19 protein-coding genes are annotated in these 15,701 nt (G+C 49.6%); 18 read left to right on the top strand and 1 reads right to left on the bottom strand.

The genetic code is table 11. The annotated features are described in order from the left end of the window. Positions 1–2 precede the first annotated feature (2 nt). The 9 genes from H8790_RS00495 to H8790_RS00455 all read left to right on the top strand — a co-directional run bounded on the left by H8790_RS00495 (position 3) and on the right by H8790_RS00455 (position 5,300). Entirely contained in the window at positions 3–254 is a 252-nt protein-coding gene (locus H8790_RS00495) for a DUF4315 family protein (protein ID WP_015563850.1), read from the top strand. Between the two features lie 2 nt (positions 255–256). Beyond that, positions 257–1,006 (top strand): DUF4366 domain-containing protein, encoded by a 750-nt coding sequence (locus H8790_RS00490; protein ID WP_187333163.1) that lies wholly within the window; start codon positions 257–259, stop codon positions 1,004–1,006. A gap of 29 nt (positions 1,007–1,035) precedes the next feature. Beyond that, positions 1,036–1,179, top strand: coding sequence for a hypothetical protein (locus tag H8790_RS00485; protein ID WP_187016090.1), 144 nt, complete (start codon positions 1,036–1,038; stop codon positions 1,177–1,179). A 4-nt stretch (positions 1,180–1,183) separates the two neighbouring features. Continuing rightward, on the top strand, positions 1,184–1,537 hold the full coding sequence (locus H8790_RS00480; protein WP_055228207.1) for a cysteine-rich VLP domain-containing protein: 354 nt from the start codon (positions 1,184–1,186) through the stop codon (positions 1,535–1,537). 179 nt (positions 1,538–1,716) lie between these two features. After that, positions 1,717–2,676 (top strand): hypothetical protein, encoded by a 960-nt coding sequence (locus H8790_RS00475; RefSeq protein ID WP_187333162.1) that lies wholly within the window; start codon positions 1,717–1,719, stop codon positions 2,674–2,676. A gap of 13 nt (positions 2,677–2,689) precedes the next feature. Beyond that, complete coding sequence (locus tag H8790_RS00470) at positions 2,690–3,274, top strand: defense against restriction DarA-related protein (protein ID WP_187333161.1); 585 nt, start codon at positions 2,690–2,692, stop codon at positions 3,272–3,274. Between the two features lie 12 nt (positions 3,275–3,286). Then, on the top strand, positions 3,287–3,451 hold the full coding sequence (locus tag H8790_RS00465; RefSeq protein ID WP_182437657.1) for a hypothetical protein: 165 nt from the start codon (positions 3,287–3,289) through the stop codon (positions 3,449–3,451). Continuing rightward, positions 3,448–3,795 (top strand): plasmid mobilization protein, encoded by a 348-nt coding sequence (locus H8790_RS00460; protein ID WP_119246116.1) that lies wholly within the window; start codon positions 3,448–3,450, stop codon positions 3,793–3,795. The genes H8790_RS00465 and H8790_RS00460 overlap by 4 nt, the downstream gene beginning before the upstream one ends. A 158-nt stretch (positions 3,796–3,953) precedes the next feature. Further along, on the top strand, positions 3,954–5,300 hold the full coding sequence (locus H8790_RS00455) for a relaxase/mobilization nuclease domain-containing protein (protein ID WP_187333160.1): 1,347 nt from the start codon (positions 3,954–3,956) through the stop codon (positions 5,298–5,300). 201 nt (positions 5,301–5,501) lie between these two features. Here the strand turns inward: H8790_RS00455 and H8790_RS00450 are convergent, their stop codons facing one another. Continuing rightward, a complete protein-coding gene (locus tag H8790_RS00450) occupies positions 5,502–5,861 on the bottom strand; it encodes a helix-turn-helix domain-containing protein (protein ID WP_054754179.1) in 360 nt (119 codons plus the stop codon). A 172-nt stretch (positions 5,862–6,033) separates the two neighbouring features. On the opposite strand from H8790_RS00450, the gene H8790_RS00445 reads away from it, so the two are divergent. The 9 genes from H8790_RS00445 (at position 6,034) to H8790_RS00405 (ending at position 15,648) form a co-directional block, all read left to right on the top strand. Beyond that, entirely contained in the window at positions 6,034–6,999 is a 966-nt protein-coding gene (locus H8790_RS00445) for a helix-turn-helix domain-containing protein (protein ID WP_187333159.1), read from the top strand. 146 nt (positions 7,000–7,145) lie between these two features. Continuing rightward, positions 7,146–7,748: an MptD family putative ECF transporter S component gene (locus H8790_RS00440; RefSeq protein WP_161128824.1), complete on the top strand. Its 603-nt coding sequence runs from the start codon at positions 7,146–7,148 to the stop codon at positions 7,746–7,748. A gap of 113 nt (positions 7,749–7,861) precedes the next feature. Beyond that, entirely contained in the window at positions 7,862–8,635 is a 774-nt protein-coding gene (locus H8790_RS00435; RefSeq protein ID WP_187333158.1) for an energy-coupling factor transporter transmembrane component T family protein, read from the top strand. A gap of 2 nt (positions 8,636–8,637) precedes the next feature. Then, complete coding sequence (locus tag H8790_RS00430; RefSeq protein WP_404821690.1) at positions 8,638–10,104, top strand: ABC transporter ATP-binding protein; 1,467 nt, start codon at positions 8,638–8,640, stop codon at positions 10,102–10,104. Positions 10,105–10,119: 15 nt separating this feature from the next. Continuing rightward, the gene (locus H8790_RS00425; protein ID WP_187333156.1) at positions 10,120–11,904 is read left to right on the top strand and encodes an ABC transporter ATP-binding protein; all 1,785 of its coding nucleotides are present in this window, start codon (positions 10,120–10,122) and stop codon (positions 11,902–11,904) included. Beyond that, positions 11,905–13,653 (top strand): ABC transporter ATP-binding protein, encoded by a 1,749-nt coding sequence (locus H8790_RS00420; RefSeq protein ID WP_187333155.1) that lies wholly within the window; start codon positions 11,905–11,907, stop codon positions 13,651–13,653. Positions 13,654–13,671: 18 nt separating this feature from the next. Next, positions 13,672–14,037, top strand: a complete 366-nt coding sequence (locus H8790_RS00415; protein ID WP_156703868.1) for a metal-dependent transcriptional regulator — start codon at positions 13,672–13,674, stop codon at positions 14,035–14,037. Between the two features lie 464 nt (positions 14,038–14,501). Beyond that, positions 14,502–14,912, top strand: a complete 411-nt coding sequence (locus tag H8790_RS00410; RefSeq protein WP_015563840.1) for a sigma-70 family RNA polymerase sigma factor — start codon at positions 14,502–14,504, stop codon at positions 14,910–14,912. A gap of 469 nt (positions 14,913–15,381) precedes the next feature. Beyond that, on the top strand, positions 15,382–15,648 hold the full coding sequence (locus H8790_RS00405; RefSeq protein ID WP_007884026.1) for a DUF6870 family protein: 267 nt from the start codon (positions 15,382–15,384) through the stop codon (positions 15,646–15,648). Positions 15,649–15,701 lie beyond the last annotated feature (53 nt).

Raw genomic sequence — 15,701 nt, 5'->3', positions numbered from 1 at the left:
AAATGGCAACTACCAAAAGCATGAAAATTCAGGCCGAGATTGATAAGGTCAAGGCCAAAATCAGTGAACAGCAGGCCCGGCTCAAGGAGCTGGAGCAGAAAAAGCTGGAGGCGGAAAACAGCGAGATCGTGGACATTGTGCGCGGTATGAGCATTTCCCTTACGGAGCTCCCGCTGCTGTTTGAAAAGCTGAAGGACGGAGGTACTTTGGGACAAAGTGTCCCGAAGTCCGAAGAAGAAAAGGAGGAAAACTGAATATGAAACACTTTCGTATGTTGGCGGCGGGGCTTTGTTCCGCCGTTCTTTTATGCGGCTTTGCAATCCCGGCCTATGCCTATTCGGACGGTGGGAATGAGGAACCGCCTGTTGTGGAAGAAACTCCGGCCCCGGAGCCAGCGCCTACCATTACCCCGGGCGAGGGCTTTTCGGAGGATGGAAACCTTGTGACCCGCGATCTGCTCTACGATGCTGCAACCAACAAACAGTTCATCACGGTGGAAACCAGCGGCGGCAACACCTTTTACATTGTCATTGACTATGACAAGCCTGTGGACGAGGACGGCGAACAGTATCACACCTACTTTTTGAACATGGTGGATGAAGCCGATCTGCTGGCGGCACTGGAGGCCGCTGGCGGAGAACTTCCGGCCTGCTCCTGCACAGAAAAATGTGCGCCCGGAGCCATCCATACGGATTGCGCGGTCTGCGCGGTCAACATGACCGAGTGTGCTGGCACAGCTCCCGAACCCGCTCCGGTGACGGAACCTGCGGAGGAGCCGGAACCCGAGCCCCAGCAGAAAAGTAATACCGGGACGCTTCTGCTGATTTTGGCAGTGGCTGTTCTGGGCGGCGGTGCAGGCTGGTACTTGAAAATCTACCGCCCGAAGCATGAAAAAGCTGCTGTACCCGAAGAGGATTACAGTGAGGAACTGGCTGATTATGACGATCCCGAGGACGATGGGCCGCCTTGGGACGAGGACGATACCGAAAGCGAGGATAATGAATGAGATTTACCAACAACCCCTATGAGGGATTTATGAAAGAAAAAAGCTACTTTAAGGGTGTGCCGCCCAGCCTGCCGCCGAAGGGCTCCCGTTGTGACGGCTGCCCTTACTGGCGCGGGATCGGCTGCGTGTTCTGCTACCGGGAGCAGCTCAAACCACCGGGCAACGGGAGGTGATGCTGTGGGCCGAGAACTGACCCGGACAGAAAAAGCGGCAATCCGCAGGCTGGTGTCAAAATGGTGTGCCAACTATGACCGGGACTGCGGCTGCCTGCCGCTGGATTGCGAGTGCTATATGTTTGGGAAATGCTGGACGGGGGCTTATTGCCGCTACTTCCGCGAGGCAGTTCTGCCCCTTGATCCGGCGCTGGAGGCTGCGTTGCTGACAGAGGGGCCAAGGCCGGATTTCAAGGCTTGCCCGGTATGTGGCAGAGCCGTGGCTCCTGATGGACGGCAAACCTATTGTTCGGCGGCCTGTGCAAAGGCGGCACACCGCAGACAGCAGCGGGAATATATGCGGAAAAAACGGGGCTGATGTGTTGACAATTAGGCCAGCCTAAACCCGCTTATGACAAGGCTTTTTAAGGCCCTTTTCTGCGGGAGGTGTATGTTTCTATGTCTGGCCCTGTTTCCGTGAGATGCTGTCAACATTTTAGCTGCCGGGGCTTTGGGACAATTTGTCCCAAAGTTCCGGCTTTTGTGGAAGGAGGTACTATGCCGAAATATTATCCGATCAATGAAGAAGCCGCAAAGCGGGCAAAGGATATGAACAGCTTTTCCGACTATCAGCCGGGCTCCGCTACGGCGGGCTACCGGGCAATGGTCGATGAAGCGTATGCAGCGGCGGAACGCCAGAAAGCGCGTGTCGATCCCATGTACCATGATAAGATTGACGCGCTGGTGGATCGCTATGCCCGGAAACTTGCTGAAAATCTGAATGAATGCAATGTGATTGATGCCCGGGTGCCCTCTATTCTGATCTCCGGGGGCGGTAATTTCCCTGTGGCAAAAAAGCACAAGCAGAACGCCGCCCGGGATCGCAACTATGGAGAGTATGCGGAGATTTCAAAGCTGCTTGAGAAAATCCGCTCTGTTGGTATGGGCGGGATCAGCGCAGACGATGATCTGGCCGTGGAAAAGCTGACAAAAAAGCTGGAGGGGCTGGAGTCCCAGCAGGCCACCATGAAGGCGATCAATGCGTATTTTCGGAAACACAAAACGCTGGATGGCTGCCCGGAGCTTACGCCGGAGCAGGCAGAAAAGCTCAAAGCAGATATGGCGCAGTCATGGCACTTGGACAAAAGCAAGCCGTATCCCGCCTATCTGCTTTCCAACAACAACGCCAACATCCGCCGTGTGCGCCAGCGCATTGAGGAACTGAGCAACCGCTCCGAGTTTGCAGGCTGGACATTCCCCGGAGGCGAGGCAAAAACCAACGAGGCTGAAAACCGTTTGCAGCTCATTTTCGAGGAAAAGCCCGATGCCGATCAGAGGCAGGAACTGAAAAGCAACGGCTTTAAGTGGGCTCCCAGCCAAGGGGCATGGCAGCGGCAGCTTAACCAGAACGCCATCCGTGCTGCAGCCCGGATAGACTTTCTGCGGCCCGAGGACGGTACAAGCCCCTATCAGCTCCAGCCGTTTGCGAAAAGAGAAAACAAAGAAATGTCTCGATGATGGGAGGTGTACTATGGACAAAAATCAAGGTTATGCTATTTTGAAGGCGGTCATGCTGGAAAATGGACGGGGATTTGCATTGGGCGAACATCCCACCGCGCCATCCCGCTATGTCACATGGGCCTGCTATGATGACAAGGACGGCCAGCGGCAGTACGAATGGGGTCACTATGGAAATGACCGCACCGCGATGGAACAGGATTTCACAGACCGGGTGCAGGACTATCAGCGTATTTATAACGTGGGGCTCAGGCAGACCGAGGCTCCCGGCCTTTACAAGTATTATTCGACCCAGCGGCCTGTGGACATCGGGACATTTCCGAAGCCGCCCTATAACAAGCCGGATGAAATTTTCAATTACGATCAGCGCGTCCCGGTGGAAAATGGCTCGTTCTTGGCTTGGGGTTATCTTACCTACACCCGTCCGCTGACGGAAAAGCAGGCATCCGACTATGAACTGCGGCCTGCGCCTGATAATCCCGACAGGCTCCGTCCGATTGCCGAGCAGATGAAAAACGCGGCAAAGTTGGCGGAGGCAGATCGCGGCCCGGAGGCTCCGGCTCCCCAGCGCAGGCAGCCCGACCGTGGCGATAGATAAGGAGGAGCGTATATGGAAAAGAAACATGAACAGAAATTGTCTGTACTGGAGGCGCTGCGCCTGCACCGTGAATTTCATTTGCCGCACCCCATTTCGGCAGACGAACAGGAAAAGCCGCTGGATAAGGTAAAGGAGCCGCCCCGTGCCTGCCGCAGCCGGGAGCGTGAGGAGCGATGACAAAGAAGCGCCGCCGTCCGATCCATCTTCATGTGATGGTGTCGGAGGCGGAGCAGGCCCTGATTCAAGAACGTATGGCGGAGGCTGGCATCCGTAACATGGGAGCCTATATGCGAAAAATGGCCCTGAGTGGGTATGTGCTTCATGTTGACCTTTCGCCTGTTCGTGAGCTGGTTTCGCTCCAGCGGCGATGCTCCAACAATCTGAACCAAGTGGCAATTCAAGCCAACACTTACGGCGCAATTTATCCCGAAGAACTTGCGACCTTGCAGCGAGACTATGCCGCCTTATGGGGGCCGCTGTCTGATCTCTTGAAACAGCTCTCCGCGCTGGTAGAGCTCTGACCCGTCCGGGGAGTGGTTGATACCGCTCCCCGGTTTTTCCTACTTCGGGACAAAGTGTCCCAAAGTAAAAATACTGTTTGCCGGAAGGAGGGATTTCTACGGCGACCACCTACATCCGCCCTTATAAAACAGCGGCAGGAAAAAGTGCAATTCAAACGATGGAGGATCGTTTCACCTATGGCCTGAACCCAGAAAAGCTGGGAGCCGTATCTTCCTATCTCTGCGATCCGAACACGGCTCCCGCCGAGTTTCTTCTGGTAAAAAGTCAATACCTTGCAGAGACAGGCCGGGCCGTATCTCGCGGGGCACTGTTCTTTCAGATCCGGCAGGCGTTTCTGCCCAGGGAGGTTACGGCGGAAGAAGCAAACCGTATCGGTTATGAAACGGCGATGCGCTGGACAAAGGGAAAGTATCAGTTCTTCGTCTGCACGCATACCGACAAGGCCCATATTCACAATCACATTTATTTCAATGCAACGGCCTTTGACCGCTCCCGGAAATTTCATAATTTCATTGGTTCGTCCTTTGCCCTGCGGCGGCTTTCTGACCGCGTGTGCATCGAACATGAGCTGTCGGTTATCCAAAACCCGCGCCAGCACAGCAAGGGCCGCTTTCTTCACTATGGCCAGTGGATCGGGGAAAAGCCGCCCTCTGCCAAGCGGCGGGTGCAGCTGGCTGTTCTCGCCGCTTTGGAGAAAAAGCCCACGGACTTTGCCGACTTTCTTCGTCTCATGGAGGAGTCCGGCTTTGCCGTAAAACAGGGGCGCGGCGGTGTCATCTCATTCCTTGCGCCCGGACAGGAAAAACCGACCCGGCTCCGGGCTTCTACACTGGGAGCCGGATTTGACCCGGAGGACATCAAGGCGGTAATTGCTGGGGAACGTCCGCTCCCTGAACTACCAGAGGAGCCCACGGTTCCGCCACGGCGAGTTAATCTTATCATCGACATTCAAGAGCGTATGGCCCAGGGCAAAGGCCCGGCCTATGAACGATGGGCCAAGGTCTACAACCTAAAACATATGGCTGCCGCGCTCCAGTATTTGCAGGAGCATCATCTGACAGACTATGCGGCGCTGACGGCCCGCACCGAGGCTGCTGTGGATCACTTTCACAAGCTGTCTGACGAGCTCCGCACAACGGAGGAGGCCCTTTCCAAAACCTCGGAGCTGATGGCTGCCACGGTGGACTATGCCAAGACCCGCCCGGTGTTCGATGGGTACAAGGCTGCGCGGTACAGCAAAAAGTATCTGGCCCAGCATGAAATGGAGCTTGCCACTTACCGGGCGGCAAAGGATACCATGAACACCATACTGAACGGCGCAAAGCTCCCTAAGATTGAAGCACTAAAAAAATCCCGCCGTGAGCTGGCGGGACAAAAGAAAGAGCTTTATGCAGAATACCGGGATGCCCAGCGGCAAATGCGGGAGGCCGTGGCAATAAAAGCGAACATTGATCATCTGCTCGGCATAACGGACGAGCGTGAGAATAAGGCACAGGAACGATAGTGACGGGCCGCAGACTACGGTGCAGCGCACCGGGACTTTGGGACAATTTGTCCCGAAGTACAGCGGGTTTGGGGAGCTCCCCAACAAGCATTTTTGCGGGCCCTGCGCCCTGCAAAAATTTCGGAGTGTGGCCACACCCGAATTGCTTGCCAAAACGCGCAACCCGCAACATGGCGCAAAAAACGGAGGTTACGCTTTCTTTTACGTTTCCTCCGTTTCTTTCGATGCTTTCATCGCTTGGATTGTAGCTTCAACGATTTTCAATTCTCTTTCGTCCAAGGCGTTCAACATGGCATCAATCCGCTTCCTGCACTCGCTCCCGCTATTCTGGGACGGGTAAAAGTATTGATCCACCGATATATCAAACATTGTGACCATCTGATAAAAGGTGTTGAAGCTTGGATGCTGACCATCATTTTCATTATACATAATGGTACGCGGAGCGCGGTCAACAATATAGGCCAGTTGCTCCTGTGTCATGCCGCTGGCTTCTCTTGCACGCTTGATGGCGAGCCCTATATCGTGAAAATCAAAGCGTCTTTCATCTCGTTCTATCTTCATAACATCACCTGATATGATTTTACATTTCATGTGATATTATTTGAACGACTATCTATTTCATACTACTGACTATTTAATTTCACTTTAGCAATTGGCGACCCTACCTTGACTGCCATCAAAATATAAAGTATTATATGCTTAGCCTTGGCTAACCCAGAAAGGAGGGCGCACGATGACAAACCAATACATGACGAAGCTGTACCATGATCTGCTCTCCAACTCTCCGCAGACAGTGACAATAGATATTCCGGCTGATATGGGAACAGGCCAGATTTCACAGGTTGTTACAAAGCAAGGAGCTGTTGTATCAGACTGGAAAATGAACTATTTTTCTGATATGAATGTGCAGGGTGTAAGCTGCGAAGATTATATTCAACTTTTATTTTGCTTCAATGATGGCGTATCGTGGAATATTGCAGATGCACGTCAAAGTGTCAGCATACAGAAAGGCGAATCTTGTATTTATCGAGGACATGGTAAGATGGAATATCTGTGTTATTCCGGGAAAACAGACTTCCTTTTCAAAAATATAAAAATTCCCATGCCCTATTTTCACAAAATCTTGAATGACTACTTTGAAGATAGTGAGATAGATGCTTATGAGAAGAAGTTATTGACTGGCATTTCAAAAGTGAACATTACCCCGTATATGGAGCACATTTTTGCGGAGGTAAAAGATTTTACGCAATACCGGGGCGGTTTAGGGTATTTATTTCTGGAAAGTAAGGTTTTTGAATTGCTGTCCGTGTATTTGAGTGAAGTATTGGAACTTAGTATTCTTTCATCAAGCTATATCAGTATTTCTAAAAGTGACAGGGACTCGATTACTGAAGCAAAACGGATCATCGACAGCCAGCTTGCTTTTGCACCAAGTTGTGAGGAACTGGCGAAAAAGGTAAATATCAGTGTTTCCAAACTGACAAAGGGATTTAATTCTTTATTTGGGACATCTGTTCACGCATATATCATAGATCAAAGACTGGAAAAGGCAGCCGGGCTACTTTTGGAAAGCGACTTGAACGTAAGCCAGATTGCAACGCTGGTTGGATATTCAAAACCAAGCAATTTTGCGGCTGCGTTCAAAAAGAAATATGGAGTAATACCTAAGAACTATAAAGATGAAAATACGATTGGCTAAACCTAAAAAATACCGATTTTGGGTAGAATGAAATCGGGTTTGGGTTGGATGTAACAACGGAAATTGGTACAATTTGCGATGTGGTTAGAGAACATTAACCACATCGCATTTTTTATTTTCCAAATAAAGTGAGGAGGAATAAGAGTATGAAACAAAAGCTAAATGCGAAAGATTTTATTCTCATCGGTGTTTTAACGGCCCTCATGTGGATTATCTGCATGGTTATCAGCACCATTATGAGCGTGGCTGGCCCGGTGACAAACGTATTTTATCCGTCCGTTGTTGCGATCCCGAATGGCATCGTTATGATGCTCCTGCTGGCTAAGGTTCCGAAGAAAGGCGTGTTTACCATTTGCGCCGCAATTCAGGCCATCCTGTTCCTGCTGGTTGGTGCTTTCTGGTTTATTCCTATCGGCTTGGTAATTGGCGGTATCATTTGCGATTTTCTGGTTATGAGCCGGAATGAAATCACAATGAAGTCCATGATGGCAGCCTATGCACTGTTCAGTGCTATCTTCGCTTTTAGTGCTATCTGCCCCATCAAATTTCTTCAAAGCGCATTTGTCGGAGCAATGGAGAAAAACAATATTGCCCCGGAGTACATTCAGGGAATGTTGAGCATTACTTCCGTTCCCATGCTGGTAGTCATTGTTGCTGCCGGATTGGTGGGCGGTCTGATTGGTGGCTTTATCGGTCAGAAAGCATTGAAAAAACACTTTATCAAAGCTGGACTTGTTTCAGTAAAATAACAGGATCAGCCCCCTGAAACTTTATCAGGCAATACAGGCAAGCGGGCTGCCTGACTTCAGAGCGTGGGGCTGAGAACCGTCCCGCGCTTTGATTTTTATAGGGAGACATTTGAATGGAAGAAGCACAAATTAAACAAATAATTGAGCGCCAGCCCCTACATGGCTCTGCGCTCCTCGACCCACGCTGCAAGATACTTCTTTTGGTCTGCATTGGTTTTGTCAGTTATTTTCTGGCCGGAGAAGTTGTCAGTCTCGCGCTCATGCTGGTTTATGGGCTGTTTATTGCCTTGGGTAACGGTGGAAAATGGGCTGTCAAAATGATAGTGACCTATATTATTGTTGCTTATCTCAATGCCCTGCTCCGTTATGTCCAAGTTCCGGTTTTAAGTGTGATTATGAGCGTGTTCGGCGTGACGGTCTTAAAATTGATCCCTATCATGATGATGGGACTTTGGATATTGCGAACTACATACATGGATGACTTAATGGTGGCACTTCAACGGATGCGGCTGCCCCAGGCAGTCACAATCCCCCTTGTTGTTATGTTCCGCTATATCCCTACTTTACGGATTGAATACCGACAAATCCGAAGCACGATGGATATTCGCGGTATCAGTGATACCGTGTGGAAACGGGTATCCCATCCGTTAGCAACCATAGAATATATTTTGATACCTCTGCTGATGCGGTGCTTGAAAGTCACTGATGAACTGGCAGCATCCGGCACAACACGCGGTCTGGAGTTGGAGTGCAAACGATACGCGCTGCGGCCAATCCGTTTTTCGTGGCCGGAAATCGTGGTATCGCTGTTTGGTATCCTCTTTTTGGTCGGTTTGCTTTTTATCGATCAGACTAAAATCGGGGAAATCATTTTGTGGAGGGTATGACGATGATCTCATTTCTGAATTTTAGCTTTCGTTATGAAGAAAGCAAAGACTTCACCCTCCGTGGAATTGATATGACCGTACAGACGGGTGAGTTCATTCTTCTGACAGGGCGAAGCGGCTGCGGCAAAACAACCCTGATCCGCTCACTCAACGGTCTGATTCCGCACTTTTATCCCGGAGAAATCCAAGGCGATCTGCTCATGGATGGTCATTCGCTGCTGGAAATGAAGCCGTCTGAATTAGCCGGACAGGTTGGAACGGTATTCCAAGACCCACGCTCTCAATTCTTTATGACGGATACCACGCGGGAACTGGCTTTCGGCTGCGAAAATCTCGGACTACCCCGCGAGGAAACGATTGATCGCATTGCAAAAGCGGCGAAAGAGTTGGAATTGGTAAACTACTTGAACAGAAGTATCTTTGCATTATCCAGCGGGGAGAAGCAACAGATCGCAATCGGTTCTGTCTATGCACTGGGGCCAAAAGTATATATTTTTGATGAACCATCGGCAAATCTGGACTATGCCGCTACCAAACGGTTGGCAGAAATTATGGGAAAACTGAAACACGCTGGATACACAATTTTTGTGGTAGAGCATCGTTTTTATTATTTGCGCGATCTGATTGATAGAGCCTTTTTGATTCAGAACGGAAAAATTGAGCATGAGTTCACAGGGGAACAGTTTTGCTCTTTGCCCGAAGAAACACGAATTTCTTATGGTCTGCGGACAGCATACCCGGAACGCGATGCAGAACATTATCAGGAAAGGCCGCACACAAAGGATGAGACACATCGGCTGAATGTTCACAATTTAGGCTTTGCCTACAAGAAGGGGCCGGATATTTTTCAAAATGTCAGCTTTGAAGCTCATGCAGGAGATGTGATCGGTATTCTGGGCCATAACGGGGCTGGAAAAACAACCCTCTTATCTATTTTAACGGGTTTGCTAAAGCAGCAGCGCGGCGAGGTCTGCTTTGACGGAAAAAAACTTACACCACGCCAGCGGCGGTCACTTTCCTATCTTGTCATGCAAGATACGGATTATCAGCTTTTTGCCAGCAGCGTGGAGGAAGAACTATCCCTTGGAATGAGGGACGATTGCAAAGAAAAAGTGGATGAAACACTGAAAGCACTGGAACTATCAGATTACCGGGAACGGCATCCGGCATCCCTTTCAGGAGGTCAAAAGCAACGGGTTACTATCGGTGCGGCAATCGTAAAGGGCAGCCCGGTAATCTACTTTGACGAGCCTACCAGTGGTTTGGACTATGATTCTATGGTGCGTGTCAGCAAACTGATCGAACAGCTTTCAAGCTCTGGTGTGATCGTGTTTGTGGTGTCCCACGATTTTGAGTTTATTGTCCGTACCTGTACGGAGGTGGTTCAGTTGGATGATGACGGGGCTATTCAAAATCAAAGGCTTTCACCAGAAATTTTGAAAACGCTGTCCGAAAAATATTTTACCTGATAGGAGGTTGGAATTATGTTTCAAAAAGTATTTGAGTATGCAGGGCCTCATAAGAAGGGGCTTTATGCAGCAACGGCCATCGTGCTGGTCAGCGTCCTGATGGGTGTCTTGCCCTTTGTGCTGGCTTATCAGGTGATCGCGCCGCTGGTCATGGGTGAATCTATTGAAGCATCCTTTATCATTTTGCGTGTGGTTCTTGTCTTGGCGTGTCTGGTTCTGCAAGCCCTTTTCTATGGCTGGGGACTGAATCTTTCTCACAAAGCCGCTTACGACACGCTGCTCCGTCTGCGGACGGCACTTCAAAAACGGTTTGAAAAGCTGCCCCTCGGTGTCATTCAGGATAAAGGCACCGGCACAGTCAAAAAGCTGTTCGTGGATGATGTAGACAGTCTGGAAGTTTTGCTGGCTCACTCCATGCCGGAGGGAATTGCAAACCTGATGATCCCTATTGCGGTTTATGTGGCAATGTTCTTTGTGGATTGGAAACTGGCGCTTCTGTCGCTGGCATCCATTCCGATCAGTCTGATTGCCATGATGACGATGTATTCCGTTGGCATGAAGAAAATGGGGCCTTACTACATGGCCGGACAAAAGATGAACAATACCATTATTGAGTACATTAACGGTATGGAAGTTGTTAAGGTATTCAATAAGGACGCAGATTCCTATGAGCGGTTCCGCAAAGATGTATCAGATTATCGGGACTATACTCTGGCGTGGTACAAGGCGGCGTGGCCGTGGATGGCAATTTACAGCAGTCTGCTTCCATGCACCATTATTCTGACTTTGCCTGTTGGCGCATGGTTCGTTCTCTCTGGCTGGTCTACTCTGCCTAATTTGATCTTGGTACTGTGTCTTTCTTTAAGTATTGGTATGCCGCTGCTGAAATCTCTCGGTTTCCTGCCTACCATGCCCCAGCTTAACTATAAAATTTCTGCATTGGAGCAGGTGTTGGATGCGCCGGAGCTCCAGCAGACAGAAGATGCGTTCCACGGGAAAGATGACACCATTACTTATGACCATGTTTCTTTCGCTTATCAGACCACACAGCCCGGCCCGGATGGAAAGCCTGTTGTAATTGAGGATGAAGTTCTCCATGACATTTCCTTTACGGCAAAAGCTGGACAGAAAACAGCCCTTGTTGGTGAATCTGGCTCCGGCAAGAGTACATTAGCGAAACTGCTGATTCACTATTATGACCCACAGAAAGGCAGTATTTCCATCGGTGGGCAGAAACTATGCGATATGAGTCTTGAAGCACTCAACAGCCGTATCTCCTATGTGGCACAGGATCAATACCTGTTCAATACCTCTCTGCTCGAAAACATTCGGCTTGGTCGGCTGAACGCAACGGATGAAGAAGTGGTGGAGGCCGCAAAGAAAGCTCAGTGTATGGAGTTCCTTGAGAAACTTCCGCAGGGTATTCATTCGATGGCTGGTGATGCAGGAAAAATGCTCTCCGGCGGTCAGCGCCAGCGTATTTCTCTGGCAAGGGCAATCTTAAAGGATGCTCCTATTGTGGTGCTTGACGAGGCAACTGCCTATGCCGATCCTGAAAACGAAGAAAAGATGGAGGCCGCCATTGCAGAGCTTGTAAAAGGTAAGACCCTTGTGGTTATTGCACACAAATTACCAGCCATTATGAACGCAGATCAGATTTGTGTTATGGATCACGGAAAACTGGTTGCAACGGGCAGACATCAAGAGCTGATCCAGTCCTGCCCTGAATATCAAAAGTTGTGGAAAGCGGCACAAGACAGCGCCGAGTGGAAAGTACACACTGCAAAGGAGGGAAAATAAATGTTTGCTTTGTTTTCAAGAATATTGAAACTTTCCGGCCGTTATAAGAGCCGTATTCAGGGCGCATTTGTTTGTGCGTTTCTGGAATCCATTCTGTCCAAAATGCCGATTTTTCTGGCCTTTGTGGTTTTGAGTGGATTTGCAAACAAGACCATTACCGGGCAGACTTGCCTTTATGTGGGACTTGGCCTTGCCGCTATTGTGCTGGTTCAGATGCTCGTCCATTATCTTAGTGACAGCCTGCAAAGTGCAGCGGGATATTTGATGTTCGCTGACAAGCGTATCGAATTGGGCGGCCATCTGCGGAAACTTCCGATGGGATATTTCACTTCCGGCAATATTGGCAAGATCAGTTCTGTCCTCAGTACCGACATGGTGTTCATTGAAGAAGTCGCTATGAGTACGCTGGGAAACATGATGAGCTATCTGCTGTCCTCGCTGGTTTTGCTGGCGTTCATGTTTTATCTGAATTGGCAGCTTGGCTTGATCGCTGCGATAGTTACTATTTTGGCATGGCTGGTATCTAAGGGAATGAACAAAGTTTCCCTACGAGAAGCAGCAGGCCGTCAGGAGCAGAGTGAACGGCTTACCGATGCGGTGCTGTCTTTTGTGGAGGGCATTGGTGTTATTAAGAGCTATAACCTGCTTGGAGAAAAATCCGAAGAACTGTCCGGCAATTTCAAGCGTTCCAGAAATACATCGCTTGACTTTGAACGAAAAATGACCCCGTGGACAATGGGGCTGAATATCCTTTACGGTATTGGTATTGCGGCAATTTTCGGCCTGTCTATTGTGTTGGAACAGAGCGGTGCGCTTTCTTTGGCTTATGTGTTGGGTGTTCTACTATTTGTATTTGATCTTTTTGGCCCGTTGAAGGCTCTCTATGGAGAAGCATCCAGACTAACCGTTATGAACGCTGCCCTTGATCGTATTGAAGCGGTATTGGATGAACCGGAACTTTCCGACAACGGAAAGCAGCATATTCCGGCTCAGGCACAGCCGGGACAGCCGGAAGTCCTGTTCAACGATGTTACATTTGCTTATCAGGATAAAGAGGTTCTGCATCATATCGGTTTTGCCATGAAGAAAAATTCTATGACAGCGCTGGTTGGACCGTCCGGTAGCGGTAAGTCCACCATTGCAAACTTGCTGGCGCGACTTTGGGATGTAAAATCCGGCAATGTGACGATAAGGGGCGTGGATATTCGCAATGTACCTCTGTCGGAATTGATGGATCAGATCAGCATGGTATTCCAGCGCGTGTATCTGTTTCAGGACACCATTTACAACAATATCATCATGGGAAAGCCGGATGCCACGGAAGAAGAAGTCTATGAGGCTGCCAGAAAAGCCCGCTGCTATGATTTCATTATGGCTTTGCCCGACGGATTCCAAACGGTGGTTGGTGAGGGCGGTGCAACACTTTCTGGCGGCGAAAAACAGCGTATTTCGATTGCCCGCTGTATTCTGAAAGACGCGCCTATTGTCATTTTGGATGAAGCTACCGCAAGTGTAGATACGGACAATGAAAGCTATATTCAGGAGGCTATTTCCGAATTGGTGAAGGGAAAGACCCTGCTTGTAATCGCTCACCGCCTAAATACCATCCAGAACGCCGATCAGATTTTAGTTATAGACAACGGCCAGATTGCACAGCAAGGAACCCATGAGGAACTTTTGAAACAGCCTGGTATCTATCAGGATTTTGTCAATATCCGAAAGAGTGCGGCTGGCTGGAGTCTTGCTTAATGACGAAAGGAGCTGCCTATGAAACTTCATACTGCCGGAGAGGATTATTTGGAGGCCGTGCTTATACTTCAAAAGAAGCTCGGTATGGTGCGTTCCGTGGATGTTGCTCGGTACATGGAGGTTTCAAAACCCAGCGTTTGTTACGCAGTAGGAACTTTACGAGAGGGCGGCTTTTTGACAACAGACGAAAACCATTATCTACACCTGACCGATCTTGGCCAGGAGGTGGCTGAAAAAATCTACGAGCGCCATTGTTTTTTAACGAAGCAACTTATATCTATAGGCGTTGATCCTGAAACGGCGGAGGCTGATGCCTGCCGGATTGAACATGATATTAGCGCAGAAACCTATGAACGGCTGAAAGAATTAGTCACGAAAGAATAATTAGATAGCGTATGAACCTGCCCCGACTACGGGGAAAGAAAAAAACCGTTGGTTGGGGCAGGTGATTTTGCGCGCCTATTTTAAGTTATTACCCTAACGGCGGTTTTGAGAAATCAGAGCCGCCGTTTCTTTGCGTTTACACAAACCAATGACGACTTGCGGGGACACGGTAGCCGATGGGAGGTTATTTTGCCGTGTCCTTTTCTCTTTTTCGCAGCATCCATGATCTGCACCAGCTAAAAAAAGCGTAGCCCCTCCATTGGAGCAGTCCGGCTTTGAAAGTGAAATTAAACAGTACATAACCGATAATATATTTTCGTGCGCTTGTGCGGCCTTGTGTCGCGCAGGCGCATTTTGCTTTCCAGACTTCGAGACAAAGTGTCCCGAGGTGCGGTGCCGTTCTCCGCCGTTACTCCATTTCGTTTCCGACCAACCCCGAACAAACTGAAATGGAGGATTTTACGATGACTACTATCAATTTGAAAGATATTTATTATTGGTACACGCAGGATCAGCTTATCGAAGTTTCTGACGAGGTGGCCGAGGTATTCAAGGCCGATGCCCGCTATGAGATGGCCTATCAGCGGCGGCTCTCCCGGCACAAGGCACAGTATTCTCTGGACTGCGATGACGGGATTGAATATTCCGCTTGCCTGCATGAGCCGACCCCGCAGGAGCTCCTTGAACGAATGGAAACCTTTCTTCGTCTGTGGAACGCTCTCAATTCTCTGCCGGAGATCCAAGGCCGCAGAATTGACGCGCATATCATTCTTGGCAAGTCGATTAAGGAAATTGCCGAGGCCGAGGGCGTACATGAGGAGTCTATTCGCCAGTCGATCAAGCGTGGCCTTGAACGCATGAAAAAAACTTTTTGATTTTTTCATCTTAACCCACTTGGAATTGATGAAAAAATGTCTCGGTTTATGAGAGGAGGTTTTCTTCCTAACGCAAGGGAATAACGGCAGCCCTGAGTAAGTACGGGGAGCCAGACAGTGGGTGCGCGGTGACATCTCCTAAAAGAGATTGAACGAACAACACCAACACTGTAAATGGGCCCGGTCATCCCAAGTCCATGATCCGGCGCTGAACAGGTTGGCTGCCTGTTCCTCCGGGCTTGTCGCTTTACTTGCGTTGAGAGCGCCGCACAGAAAATAACGATTGTCTTTGGACAGGCCAAGTAAATATGTACGGCGCTCTCTAATATTCAAAAACTATAATAAACCTCGAGACAAAGTGTCCCAAGGTGGAGTAAGGCAACAGGCCAGCATCCCGGTGGTGCTGGCCTGTTGCGTTTCCCCACCAAACAGCGGGGGGCGTTCTATCAATCTGCGAAGGAGGTTTACCGTGAAATTAACTACACAGGAACTTGAACAAATGAGAAGCGTTGACATTGGCGCGGTGGCTGCCGAGTCCCTGCCTGATGTGAGCGGTATGACCTTTGACAATGCGCTTTCCCGAAAGGAGCGCATCTCTCGATTTTTGCAGACTGTCAAAAATCCATACTGCTTTTGCATCGGTGGCGTTGGCGTGAAAATTGAATTTGCTGAAAGCGGGCCATCTCTCCAAGATAAGCTGACAGATTTCCTGCTGCGGCAAAGAAGCGGGCTGTAACTTCGGCTACAGCTCGTTTTGCTTCTTCGAGACAAAGTGTCCCGAAGTGGAGG

The organism is Oscillibacter hominis, assembly GCF_014334055.1.
GTDB classification, from domain to species: domain Bacteria; phylum Bacillota; class Clostridia; order Oscillospirales; family Oscillospiraceae; genus Oscillibacter; species Oscillibacter hominis.
Note: the sequence above shows the minus strand (reverse complement) of the source record. Positions and strands in the feature narration are given on the sequence as shown.